This window comes from Alteromonas sp. AO-Serp (genome assembly GCF_017849675.1).
Lineage (GTDB): Bacteria > Pseudomonadota > Gammaproteobacteria > Enterobacterales > Alteromonadaceae > Alteromonas > Alteromonas macleodii.
On sequence record NZ_JAFLMX010000166.1, the window covers coordinates 1 to 12,575 of the forward strand.

14 protein-coding genes and 1 pseudogene are annotated in these 12,575 nt (G+C 44.5%); 1 reads left to right on the forward strand and 14 read right to left on the reverse strand.

Going from position 1 to position 12,575, the window contains the following annotated elements:
- The 12 genes and pseudogenes from QVA83_RS11660 to ccoN form a co-directional block, all read right to left on the reverse strand.
- Window positions 1-479, reverse strand: a pseudogene (locus QVA83_RS11660) (patatin-like phospholipase family protein); the annotation flags it as partial.
- The gene (gene ttcA / locus QVA83_RS11665; protein WP_014949598.1) at window positions 480-1,433 is read right to left on the reverse strand and encodes a tRNA 2-thiocytidine(32) synthetase TtcA; all 954 of its coding nucleotides are present in this window, start codon (window positions 1,431-1,433) and stop codon (window positions 480-482) included. It lies immediately after the preceding pseudogene.
- Window positions 1,434-1,581: 148 nt separating this feature from the next.
- Window positions 1,582-2,505, reverse strand: a complete 924-nt coding sequence (gene uspE / locus QVA83_RS11670; RefSeq protein ID WP_014949597.1) for a universal stress protein UspE — start codon at window positions 2,503-2,505, stop codon at window positions 1,582-1,584.
- A gap of 244 nt (window positions 2,506-2,749) precedes the next feature.
- A complete protein-coding gene (gene fnr / locus QVA83_RS11675; protein WP_014949596.1) occupies window positions 2,750-3,487 on the reverse strand; it encodes a fumarate/nitrate reduction transcriptional regulator Fnr in 738 nt (245 codons plus the stop codon).
- 45 nt (window positions 3,488-3,532) lie between these two features.
- Window positions 3,533-4,192 (reverse strand): sulfite exporter TauE/SafE family protein, encoded by a 660-nt coding sequence (locus QVA83_RS11680; RefSeq protein WP_156078390.1) that lies wholly within the window; start codon window positions 4,190-4,192, stop codon window positions 3,533-3,535.
- Window positions 4,179-4,409: a cbb3-type cytochrome oxidase assembly protein CcoS gene (ccoS, locus tag QVA83_RS11685; protein ID WP_014949594.1), complete on the reverse strand. Its 231-nt coding sequence runs from the start codon at window positions 4,407-4,409 to the stop codon at window positions 4,179-4,181. The genes QVA83_RS11680 and ccoS overlap by 14 nt, the downstream gene beginning before the upstream one ends.
- A 1-nt stretch (window position 4,410) precedes the next feature.
- On the reverse strand, window positions 4,411-6,861 hold the full coding sequence (locus QVA83_RS11690) for a heavy metal translocating P-type ATPase (RefSeq protein ID WP_287498486.1): 2,451 nt from the start codon (window positions 6,859-6,861) through the stop codon (window positions 4,411-4,413).
- Window positions 6,861-7,340: a FixH family protein gene (locus QVA83_RS11695; protein WP_014998432.1), complete on the reverse strand. Its 480-nt coding sequence runs from the start codon at window positions 7,338-7,340 to the stop codon at window positions 6,861-6,863. The genes QVA83_RS11690 and QVA83_RS11695 overlap by 1 nt, the downstream gene beginning before the upstream one ends.
- A 216-nt stretch (window positions 7,341-7,556) precedes the next feature.
- Window positions 7,557-8,510, reverse strand: coding sequence for a cytochrome-c oxidase, cbb3-type subunit III (gene ccoP, locus QVA83_RS11700; RefSeq protein WP_156078388.1), 954 nt, complete (start codon window positions 8,508-8,510; stop codon window positions 7,557-7,559).
- A 16-nt stretch (window positions 8,511-8,526) separates the two neighbouring features.
- On the reverse strand, window positions 8,527-8,688 hold the full coding sequence (locus QVA83_RS11705; RefSeq protein WP_014949591.1) for a cbb3-type cytochrome oxidase subunit 3: 162 nt from the start codon (window positions 8,686-8,688) through the stop codon (window positions 8,527-8,529).
- A 1-nt stretch (window position 8,689) separates the two neighbouring features.
- Entirely contained in the window at window positions 8,690-9,295 is a 606-nt protein-coding gene (ccoO, locus tag QVA83_RS11710; RefSeq protein ID WP_014949590.1) for a cytochrome-c oxidase, cbb3-type subunit II, read from the reverse strand.
- 15 nt (window positions 9,296-9,310) lie between these two features.
- On the reverse strand, window positions 9,311-10,744 hold the full coding sequence (ccoN, locus tag QVA83_RS11715; RefSeq protein WP_014949589.1) for a cytochrome-c oxidase, cbb3-type subunit I: 1,434 nt from the start codon (window positions 10,742-10,744) through the stop codon (window positions 9,311-9,313).
- 229 nt (window positions 10,745-10,973) lie between these two features.
- Here ccoN and QVA83_RS11720 point away from each other — a divergent pair, with 229 nt between their 5' ends.
- Complete coding sequence (locus QVA83_RS11720; protein WP_156078387.1) at window positions 10,974-11,453, forward strand: hypothetical protein; 480 nt, start codon at window positions 10,974-10,976, stop codon at window positions 11,451-11,453.
- A gap of 123 nt (window positions 11,454-11,576) precedes the next feature.
- Here QVA83_RS11720 and bfr (QVA83_RS11725) read toward each other — a convergent pair whose 3' ends face one another.
- Together bfr (QVA83_RS11725) and bfr (QVA83_RS11730) are read right to left on the reverse strand one after the other, a co-directional pair.
- Window positions 11,577-12,044 carry a bacterioferritin gene (gene bfr / locus QVA83_RS11725; RefSeq protein ID WP_156078386.1) on the reverse strand — a complete coding sequence of 156 codons (468 nt, stop codon included), beginning with the start codon at window positions 12,042-12,044 and terminating at the stop codon, window positions 11,577-11,579.
- Entirely contained in the window at window positions 12,044-12,520 is a 477-nt protein-coding gene (gene bfr, locus QVA83_RS11730; RefSeq protein ID WP_014949586.1) for a bacterioferritin, read from the reverse strand. Before bfr (QVA83_RS11730) ends, bfr (QVA83_RS11725) begins: the two co-directional genes overlap by 1 nt.
- Window positions 12,521-12,575 lie beyond the last annotated feature (55 nt).

Genomic DNA, 12,575 nt, shown 5'->3' on the forward strand with positions numbered 1-12,575 from the left:
CCGGTACAGGGTTTACAACGGCACCGTCTACCAACCAACGATCACCATGTGCTACGGGCGCAAAAAGTGCGGGAATAGCGCAGGATGCTTGAATGGTGTCTCCGATAGGACCAGAGTTAAACACTACTTCACGGCGTATAAAGGTCGGTAGCCACAGCCGCAAACGGCTTAAGCATGTCTTCATAAGTCGATTCACAAAACTCGCTTGCTAGCTTGTCGAAAACCTTCTGTCCGCTGGCAATGCCGCCGCGTCTAAGTCCTACACCCATAAGAGCAAGTACCTGCCAGTCGCTAAGGGAACAGGCCCACTCTTTCAAGCCTTCCAGCTTGCCACTTGCGTAGGCAGCACCAACATAAGCACCAATAGAACATCCCGCTACAACGTCAATTTTTACGCCGAGTTTTTCTAATGCTTCAATTATGCCAATGTGAGTCCAGCCCCTTGCGGCACCGGCACCTAGCGCAAGTCCAATTTTCATTTACTTAGGTTCCATAATGTTTATTACTTCAATAGTATTATCTTCATCACTGAAGTCCGTACTATTTTCTGTAGTGAAAGAAGGTTCATCGAACCCGATATCACCGTCTTCTACCGGGCCTTCTTGTGTGGCTATAGCTTTAAAATCATAAAGGTTGCTGTCGATTAAGTGTGAAGGCGCTACGTTTTGAAGCGCACGGAACATCGACTCTATACGACCTGGGAAGCGACGGTTCCAGTCTTGAAGCATAGCCTTTATGTTTTGGCGCTGTAGGTTTTCTTGTGAGCCACAAAGGTTACACGGAATAATCGGAAATTCAGCGGCCTGAGAATATTTCTCGATGTCTTTTTCTGTGCAGTATGCCAATGGACGAATAACGATGTGTTCACCGTTATCGCTGACTAGCTTTGGCGGCATAGACTTAAGCTTGCCACCATGAAACATATTGAGGAAAAACGTTTCTAGCATGTCGTCGCGGTGATGACCTAATGCAATTTTAGTCGCACCTAACTCTTTTGCCGTGCGGTACAGAATACCACGGCGCAAGCGAGAACAGAGAGAGCATGTTGTCTTTCCCTCTGGAATTTTGTCTTTAACAATAGAGTAGGTGTCTTCTTCTACAATTTTGTAGTCAACGCCAATGCTTTCTAGATATTCAGGCAAGATATGTTCGGGGAAACCAGGCTGCTTTTGGTCAAGATTAACCGCAACGATATCAAAATGAATAGGCGCAATCTTCTTTAAAAACAATAAAATATCTAGCATGGTGTAGCTGTCTTTACCGCCAGATAAACACACCATTACTTTGTCGTTGTTTTCAATCATACCGAAATCGCCAATGGCTTTACCCACATTGCGGCGAAGTCGTTTCTGAAGTTTGTTGAAGTTGTACTTTTGCTTACTTTGCGCAGCATTTAATGGCGACGCGTCAGCACTGTTTGTGCCTAAACTCATAATTAACTAGCTTGGTTTGTGATAAAGCCACCATTATACATTAAAGCGGCTTTTCGAGACCATGCTTGTGAAGTTAAATTTGTTGGTGACATACCGTGTTGGCCGCTAAGTAACGGCAAACACGGGCTATGTAGTACTGATGAAAAGACTACACCGACAACGGCGACACAAATCCATCTGGCTTAATAGCAAGCACATCGCAATTGAGTTCGTCGATCACGTGTTCTGCAGTGTTACCAATTAGGGCCGCTGAAATGCCCACACGGCCAACGGTACCAATAACAACCAGCTCTGCATCCAGTGTTTTTGCCACTTGCGGGATAACTTTTTCCGGAAGGCCTTCTCTTACTACGCATTTGTTCTCAGGAATACCGTACTTTAATGCGTGACTACGCATTTCCTTTAAATGATGATTTTTTACCGCGTCGTGATAGGTATCGGGGTCGAACTCAGGTACTTCTATGGCGATATTAAGTGGTGTAGAAGGGTAACTGTTGACCAAATTTACGCTACCTTTCAATAAAGAGGCGTAGTCGTTAGCAATGAGGGTGAGCTTATCGTTAAGTGCGGCATGCTCATCGTCTTCACTGCCTACGTTTACTGCAGCAATAATCTCTCCTCCTTCTGGCCAGTCGTGCTCTTTAACGAGCAATACTGGGCGAGGGCATTTACGCATTAAATGCCAGTCGGTGGGGGTGAAAATAACAGAAGCAAGATCGTCGTGCTTTTTGGTTGCCTTTACCACTAAATCTATCTGATTGTTTAGGGTGTAGTAAATAATCGACTCATACGCACGATTATTCCATTCTACAACGATATCAGTTTCAGTGAATCCTTGTTCTCTTAAGTGGGTGGCAAGCCATTTTGCATGCTCCTTTGTAACTGCATCGCGCATTGACTCGCGCTCATCCGGGCTAAGCATGGTCGTCATATCATAAGATAAGTCGTATACCACCATCATGGCGGTAACTGAAGCGCCTGTTTTTGAAGCGAGTTCATAAGCTCGGCTTAGTGCAGGTTGGTTATCGCGCTCGGCATCTACCACGGCCAGAATTCGTTTACACTCAATCATAACGTCCCCCTAACTACGAAACTTAGTAGCGGCTGTCGAAATCGAAGCTTTCTAATACTAACTATAAACGACATTGGGAAAAACGTAAGTTGTTTTAGATCAAGAATTTTACGAGGCGACCATGAGTGAACTTAACGAATTGAACATGGAGCAACCAGCGTGGCGCTGAAAGGGTAGATAGGTGGCTACCAAAGGTCACAAAAAAGCGCGCTTAGTGCGCGCCTTATTTAACACTTAAAAAAGACTAACCGCAGACAACGCTTGGGCCGTTAAGCGCCGCTAGTTTGGTGTTTAGTCTATCGAAATCCAAAATAGTAATAAGCTTGCCGTCTACTTTTATGATGTTGTCTTTTTGAAAACGGCTTAACAGACGACTAATCGTTTCAATCGTTAATCCTAAATAGTTTCCAATTTCGTTGCGCGTCATGGTTAAGTGGAATTCTCTATGGGAAAAGCCACGCTCTTCAAAGCGCTGAGATAGATGTGATATAAAATACAATAAACGCTCTTCTGCGGTTCGCTTGTTTAAAAGCATGATCATGTCGTGATCTTGTTTTATTTCAGCGCTCATGAAGCTCATGATCTGGTGGCGCAGCTTTGGAAATTGCACAGACATTTCGTCGAGGGTCTCGTAGGGAAGCTCACACACCATGGCAGTTTCTAACGCAGAGGTATAGCTTTGGTGTTTGTTCTCTCTTAATGCATCGAAACCGATAATGTCACCAGGAAAGTGGAAACCAGTAATCTGTTCTTCACCTTCGGTATTAGTCACAAATGATTTGAATGAACCAGTTCTCACTGCAAATAGAGAACGGAATTTATCACCAGTTTGAATCAGCGTGTCACCTTTATGAAGCGGCTTCTTGCGTTCAATAATATCGTCAAGAGACTCGATTTCTGTTTTGTTTAACGCCACCGGTAAACACAGGTGACTGAAACTACAGTTTTGACAGTGAATAGAAAATTGGCTTCCTTTGCTCATAATGCACGCTCTCTAAAAGAATACCCGACAATAATACACCCATTTTTAAACGATTGCGCCATGAATAAGATAAGCTGCATATATTGCCATTATTACTGCAATAATTTGTCTAAAATGATTATGTTGAAAACCTCGAACAATATATTGGCTACCAGCGCTTGCAGCGAGCAAGGTGGGTAATGTACCCAAACCGAAGAAGAACATAATAGCAGCGCCTTCTAGTGCGTTACCCGCCGCGAGAGACCAGGTAAGTGTGGAATACACCAAACCGCAAGGAAGCCAACCCCAAATAAAACCATAAGGCAACGCACTTAAAGGGGTCTTAAAGGGCAAAAAGCGTTTTGAAAGCGGCTGGACTTTGGAAAATAGGCCTTTACCCGCATTTTCCAGCACTGTTAAGCCAGTCCACCACTTACCCAAATAACACGCCAGTAGAAGCAACATGATTCCGCTAAGTAGGGAAAGGGCATAGTTGGCAAGAGGTATATAATCTGCTGCAATTTTTCCAAGTGCCCCGGTTATTGCTCCGGCGATGGTGTAGCTCACTATACGTCCCATGTTATAGGCAAGGGTATAGGGTAGTGCTGAAGCGCCTTTAGGCGATACCATCCTTAACGCAGCGACAATTCCACCGCACATTCCCACACAGTGAACTCCGCCGGCTAAGCCGATAAGAAAGGCAGAGAAGTAGTTAATCCCTTCCATGTGGCGCTTGGCTTTTGTCTACTTTACTGTCTTGAAGTTGCTTGCGTTGCTCAGCTAGCTTTTTTTCTTCTGGCGGAAGATCATCGTCAAACAGTATGCTATACCCTTGGCGATCTAAATCTTCAAATTGATTGGTTTTCACCGCCCAAAAGAATATCACGATAGCGACGGCAACAATGATGATGGCGATTGGAATTAATACGTAAATAATACTCATGCTATTTGCTCAAAAGTCGCGTTGAGTTTGTGACCACAATGATACTGCTTAACGACATACCAACAACAGCCATCCAGGGTGAAAGTAGGCCTGATACGGCGAAAGGTAAGATCAAAACGTTGTAACCTACCGACCAGCCGATATTTTGCCTTATTTTTTGCTTCACTTGATGCGCAGTTCGAATAAGCTCTGGTACAGAAAGCAACTGATCGCCAAGCAGTATCACGTCGGCGGCAGTTTTAGCCACGTCTGTGGCATTACCCACTGCAATCGCCACATCAGCGCTGGCAAGAACTGGAGCGTCGTTAATACCATCCCCCATCATCATCACTTTCGCGCCAGATTGCTGCATAGCTTGAACGGCTTCGTACTTTTGCTCAGGTGTTAGGCCACCTTTAGCGGTCGAAATTGGCAATGGTGCGGTAAGCGCATTAACGTTTTGCTGTGTATCACCACTTAAAACGGCGAGCGTATGGCTTGCAGCTAATATATCGAGAGTTTCTTGCGTATCTTCTCTTAGTGAATCCTTTACTTCATACGCCGCCATAATACGCCCCTTAACCGTGAGAAACACGTTAGCTGAAGGGAACGCTTCAATGAGTTTTAGCTGTGATTCGTGAACGCTGAATGCTGCAGATCCCATAGAAAACAACGTGTCATTGATCTCACCGCTGATACCACCTCCTGGCGTAACGGTAAAATTAGTCACTTTGTGTACCGTGTTATCGATGGCGTCAGCACTACCGCTAGAGGCAGAAATCTCGCTTAGGGCTACACCGTCGCTAAAGGCTTTGGCAATCGGATGTTCAGAGCGTGACTCCAAAGCGCGCGCAATTGATAGCGCACTATTACTATCCACGCCGTCAGCGTACCAAGCATTTGAAATAGTAAATTTGCCTTTTGTGAGCGTGCCGGTTTTGTCTAAAGCGATGGTGTCAATGTCAGTAATTTGTTCTAGCGCATCGGCCCGTTTTAGTAAAATACCTTGTCGGTTTAACTTTGCCATAGCGCAGGTTAACGCTGATGGCGTAGCCAACCCTAGTGCGCAAGGGCAGGTTGCAACCAGCACCGATATGGTGATCCAAAATGCCTCGTCGCTACCCTGATACGCCCAAAAGCCATAGGTTAACGCCGAAATCAGCAATACCGCGGTAACGAAATAGCGAGAAAAATTATCGGCTATCTGCGCTGCTTTAGGCTTACTCGCCATCGCACTTGCTTGCAGTCGTACAATTTGATTTACCAGCGCATTTTTAAGGGTCTGCGTAACCGTAATGGTTAGCGTACCATCTTGACAAACCGTGCCGCCGTAAACCGGGCTACTGTTCGACTTACGCACGGGGTTAAACTCGCCGGTAAGCATCGATTCGTCAACCGCTGCGTTCCCTTCGGTCACCACTCCATCAATGGGGATCGTTTCACCAGGCTTAACCAGCACCACATCGTCAATTTTTAACTGCTTTGCCAGACACTCGGTTAGGCTGCCATCAGGCATCAATTTGGTGGCTGAAACGGGTACATACTGCATCATATTGGCAGAGATCTGTGCGGCGCGATGGCGGCTGCGATGTTCTAAAAAGCGGCTGAGTAACAGCAGGAAAATGAACATACAAATAGATTCAAAATACACTTCGCCTTGCTCTAATACTGTAGAGCGAATTCCTGCAATGTAAGTACCGAATATGGCGAGCGTAACGGGCACATCCATATTAACCGTTCTTGCGCTTAGCGCTTTAGCGGCGCCCACATAAAAAGTGCTGCCTGAGTACAGTACTACAGGTGTAGTAAGCGTAAGGGCAACCCAGTAAAAATACTGTCGGGTTTCTAATTCAATAGCGCCAAACCAGTCAAAATACAGCCCCGTCATCAGCATCATCACCTGCATGGTCATAATGCCTGCTAGACCAAGCTTTTTCAGAAAGGTCTTTTGTTCGCGTTTATAACTGGCTTCGTGTTCATCGGGGTGAAATGGCGACCCAACATAACCAATGCGTTTTAGTGTAGAAAGAATCTGACTAAGCTTGATTTGAAAAGGTGACCAAGTAACTAAAGCGCGGCGCTCTTGGACGTTTACCGCGACTTGCTTTATCCCTTCTACTTTTGACAACTGCTTTTCGATAAGCCATCCACACGCAGCGCACGTAATACCTTCAAGGGTTAATTGAATCTGCTTATCTTGCCCCTCATCAAAAACGAATTCTTCTTGAAGAGCAGGGTCGTCATACACTTTGAGTTTGTCGAGTGTCTCTAGAATACCATCGTCTGATTTTTGCGCTGGTTCGGTTCTAAACTGGTAATAGTCTTCAAGACCGTTGGTTACGATGGCTTCGGCCACGGCTAAACATCCAGGGCAACACATGTCGCGTTGCTGCCCTAATATGACGGTAGTAAATTTTCCATCGTCTGAGCCCGCAATAGGCAAGCCGCAATGGTAACAGTCGTGATTGGCCATTATGGATTGAATTTCATTTTGCCAGAGTGGGGCAGATAGATGGTATTTTGTATTTTCCAGCTATCATCAATAGGGGTTAGCGATACGCGCCATTTACCATCAAGATCTTCTTCGACAAAACCACGATAGATACCCTTAGCATCGCGGCTTAATAAAACGCTGACATCACGCTCTTCAAGCGTTACGTGATAAAAGCTTAGTTTAACCGCATTACCTTCTTGTGGAATACCTGAATGAAACTCTAGCGCTATGCTGCCATCTTCAATGGTTAAATCGGTAGTGATATTCATGCGACGGGCTACGGCTTCTTTATCCAATCGCGCATTAATTGCTTTTCCTTCCTTGTAGTAGTCGTCCACCACTAGGCTATCTTCAGTACTAATAGCAAGCTTTAATAATACGCCGCCCATAATGAGCGTGATAATAGGAACGGCAATTAAAAACCAGGGCCAGAACTCTTTATACCAGGGTCTATTCATTGAAATCTTTTCTCGTGTTTACTTCGCTAACAACATATTTATTTTCACTGCCCCAACGACATGTTTAGCCGGGAAATAAGAATAAATATAATGTTCGCGAGACATACTAAATGTGAACAAAGATTGTTCGTACAGCACTCTCTATATCGCTGTATTTTCTCATAAAAAAAGCCCCGTAGTAACGAGGCTTTTTAAGATATTTAATGATTTAAATCATTAATCATTTGAAAGGCTGTAAACATACGCTGCGACAACGTGAATTTTGTCATCACCCAAGGTTTTCTTGAATGAAGGCATTACACCGTTACGACCGTAAGTAAGCGTTTCTGTTACCGCTCTGTGGCTGCCGCCGTATAGCCAGATATTGTCAGTAAGGTTTGGCGCACCAAGTGCTTGGTTACCTTTACCGTCCATACCGTGACAAGCCGCACACGCTGCGAAACGTGCTTTACCTGCTTCTGCAAGCTGAGGGTCCACATCGCGACCGCTTAAACTAAGTACGTAGTTAACCACTTCTTCGATACCGTCTTCACCCATAGCATCTAGCCATGCTGGCATAGCTGCTTTACGACCAAGCGTAAGAGTTTCAACGATTTTCGCACCTGAACCACCGTACAACCAGTCGTTGTCCGTTAGGTTAGGGAAGCCGCCATTTTGACCACGTGCATCAGAACCGTGACACTGAGAGCAATTTTGTAGGAACAAACGCTGACCTACTTTATTTGCTTCTGGGTCTTTAGCCAGTTCTTCAACAGGAACTTTTGCATACGCTTCAAAGATCGGGTCGAACTTCTCGGCAGCGAAATCTAGTTCACGGTCATATTCTACTAGGTAGCCTTGCTCTTTAGCGTCAATACGCGCTTGAGCTGACTCTTCTAGCGATTGAATATTTTGGTTAGAGCTCTTCCAACCCAAAATACCTTCATACGCACCTAGGCCAGGATAAAGCGCTAGGTATAAAAAGCCCCAAACGATGGTCATGTAGAACATAATTGTCCACCAGCGAGGAAGTTGATTGTTCAACTCCTCAATACCATCAAATTCGTGGCCCATTGACTCACCTTCAGCTACGCCGGTCTTGTTAGAAAGGCACCAGCGAAGAAGGAAGTAGCAACCAATGATCAACCCTAGGGTTATCACTGAAATCCAAATTGTCCAAAACATACTCATGAGTTCGAGACTCCTGCTAATCTTCTTTTGATTTTTCTTTTTCTTCGTCTGCAAACACTAGGTTCGCAGCTTCATCGAATTTTTTCTTGTTGCGGCTGCTAAATGCCCACCACACAACACCGATGAAGCTTACAAAGACGATGACAGTAAAAATGCTGCCTACAATTCCCTGGTCCATATTATTTCAAATGTGTGCCAAGAGATTGTAGATAAGCAATAAGGGCTTGCATTTCCGTTTTACCCTGTACTGCCGCTTTCGCACCCGCGATATCTTCGTCGGTATACGGAACGCCAAATCCACGGAATACTTCCATTTTTTCAGCCGTTAACTCGCCATTAAGCGTGTTTTCCGCAAGCCAAGGGAAACCTGGCATGTTCGACTCTGGTACCACGTTACGAGGATTAAGCAGGTGAACTCGGTGCCATTCGTCGCTGTAACGACCACCAACACGTGCTAGGTCAGGACCAGTACGCTTAGAACCCCAAAGGAAAGGGTGCTCCCATACTGATTCGCCAGCAACGCTGTAGTGACCATAACGCTCTGTTTCAGCGCGGAATGGACGGATCATCTGGCTGTGACAACCTACACAACCTTCACGGATGTAGATATCACGGCCTTCAAGCTCAAGCGCGGTGTATGGACGTAAGCCTGTTACCGGTTCCATGGTTTGCTGTTGAAACATCAACGGCGTAATTTGAACCATGGCACCGAAGCTGATAGCGATAAGGATTAATACCGTTAACAGACCGACGTTCTTTTCAATTAACTCATGTGCGTTTTTCATTATTCGTCTCCTTTACTACGCCGGCTGAGTCGCTGGGTCTGCAGCGATACTGCCTTTAGGTGCACGAACGGTTTTCCATGTGTTGTATGCCATAACAAGCATACCCGCTACCACGAAACAACCACCAATGAAACGAACCACATAGAAAGGCTTAGACGCTTCTAATGACTCAACAAAGCTATAGGTTAACGTACCGTCAGCATTTACTGCACGCCACATTAGACCCTGTAGTACACCAGACATCCACATTGCTACGATGTATAGAACAACACCGATAGTTGCGAACCAGAAGTGTACGTTAACTAGCTTGGTGCTATACATAGCGCGCTGACCGAATAGCACTGGAATTAAGTGGTAAATTGAACCAATTGAAACCATTGCAACCCAACCTAGAGCGCCAGAGTGTACGTGACCAATTGTCCAGTCAGTGTAGTGAGATAGTGCATTAACGGTCTTAATTGCCATCATTGGACCTTCGAAGGTAGACATACCGTAGAAAGACAATGAAACAATTAGGAAACGCAATACTGGGTCGGTGCGAAGTTTATGCCACGCGCCAGATAGCGTCATAATACCGTTAATCATACCACCCCAAGATGGAACGAATAGGATAATAGACATCACCATACCTAGCGACTGAGTCCAGTCTGGTAGGGCAGTGTAGTGAAGGTGGTGAGGACCAGCCCAGATATACAGAGAGATAAGTGCCCAGAAGTGAACAATTGAAAGTCTGTATGAATAAACCGGGCGACCAGCTTGCTTAGGTACGAAGTAGTACATCATACCAAGGAAGCCCGCAGTTAGGAAAAAGCCTACCGCGTTATGGCCGTACCACCACTGCATCATAGCGTCTACTGCGCCTGCATACAGTGAATACGATTTAGTGAAAGATACCGGAATAGCCATGCTGTTACCAATATGAAGAATTGCAACAGTTAACATGAACGCGCCTAAGAACCAGTTTGCAACATAAATGTGCGAAACTTTACGGATTACTAGGGTTCCGAAGAAGTTAATGATATAAGCGACCCAAACCAGTGCCAAAAGGATATCAATTGGCCATTCTAGTTCAGCGTATTCTTTTGAGCTGGTTAAACCCATAGGCAGGGTGATAACAGCTAAAACGATAACGGCTTGCCAACCCCAAAAGGTAAATGCGGCAAGTTTGTCACTGAACAGTCTTACCTGGCAGGTACGCTGAACGATGTAGTACGACGTTGCAAATAGCGCACAGCCGCCGAAGGCAAAAATAACGGCGTTAGTGTGCAACGGACGCAAACGTGAGAATGTTAGCCATGGTGTGTCAAAGTTAAGCATAGGTGCAAATAACTGCGCGGCAATAAATACCCCTAGGCCCATACCAATGATACCCCAGACTATGGTCATGATGGTAAATTGCCTAACTACTTTATAATTGTAGTCAGGTTGTGCTTGGCTTATTTCACTCATTTTAATGAATCTTCCACTTCAAATGAACTATGGTCTCCAACTGCCGGAATAGTACGGTCGAGACGTGTATCAGCAAAGGAATAACGCTTCACACCGAGCTCGGAAAGAGTAATAATTATTGTCTCCAAGCCAGTTGGTACGCGGATGATAAGGTTTTTAATTACAAAAAGATACCATAAACTACCTAAGCTTGATCTCCGTCAATGAAGAAATACACAAAATTTAAGAAATGCTAAATAACGATAACAATAAACGATCAAAATTTTTACATTCTCAGCTTCCATTAGTGGCTATTATTGTTGTAGCCGTGTGTGTATACCTTGCACATAAATTCCAGTCTTCGGTGTTAAAAGACACGAGCGTAGTTAATGGAATAGGAAACAGCTGCAACTTTGTCAATGAAACTTGCGAATTCTTAATTGATGACAAGTTGGCAATTGCCACATTTTCTACCATGCCTGAAGCCGAAGAGTCGGTAACGGTTAAGCTTTTAGTTCCCGAGGGCGAGGTAATAGAAAGCGCATGGATTGAGGGCGTAAACATGTATATGGGCAAAATTCCCGTACTGTTAGATAATAATGGCAAAGGTGAGTGGTCAGGTTGGTTTATGTTAGGAAGTTGTAGTGAGCCGATAATGAAATGGCAGCTACGCCTGAACATTAAAGATAAAGACAGCCCTAGCTATTTGTATTTTGTTACGCAGCAGTAACTGTTTAAAAGGCAATAAGCCTCTCGCTAAATAACAGATAGCAAAGAAGCATGAAAAAGGCCGCTCTTGAATTAAAGAGCGGCCTATTATTAATTAGCTGTGATGTAGCGTGAACGCTTTATCTTACATTTGAGACTGTAAGTAGTTTTGAAGACCGATACGCTTGATTAGACCAAGTTGCTGTTCAAGCCAATGTGCATGGTCCATTTCAGTATCGTCTAATAGCACGATTAGCATGTCACGGGTCACATAGTCTTTCTCGGTTTCACATAGCGCTATCACTTCACGCAATTTTGCGTCAACTTCATATTCAACACGTAAATCGCTTTCAAGCATTTCAGGTACATCTTTACCCACTTTGAAGCCTGTGCGCTTCGCCATGTCAGGCGTACCTTCTAAAAACAGCATGCGTTCAATTAGCTTAGTTGCATGCCCGCGCTCGTCATCAAATTCATGATCGATGCGTTCGTAAAGCTTATTCAACCCCCAATCAAGATACATCTGAGAGTGAATGAAATACTGATCCATGGCAGCCAACTCATAAGAGAGAAGCTCGTTTAAGCCATTGATGATTGCTTGGTTACCTTTCATTAGTCATCTCCCATTACTTGCGCTTGTAGGTAGTTTTCAATACCCATTGCATCAATTTGGTATTCTTGCGTTTCAATCCAGTCTAAGTGCTCTTCTTCATATTCAAGAAGGTCTTCAAGTAAATCACGAGACACATAATCCTGCTTTTCTTCACATAGCGCGATAGCTTCACGAAGTAGTGGAAGCTGCTCTTTTTGAAAGCGCGCATCACATGACAGCATTTCAACGGTGTCTTCACCGATATAAAGCTTACCTAAAGCTTGAAGATTAGGAAGGCCTTCAAGAAACAGAATGCGTTCGATAAGATCATCCGCTTGCTTCATGTCCTTGATCGATTTTTTATAATTCTTTTCGTTAAGTTCAGAAAAACCCCAGTTTTTGAACATACGAGCGTGCAGAAAGTATTGATTTATCGAAGTAAGTTCACTTGTCAGCACTTCGTTCAATTTTGCAACAACTTGTTTATCACCTTGCATTGTGAAAACCCTATTAACGTATTTGCGTGAAGTTTAGTCTAGATTTGAGGTTGTG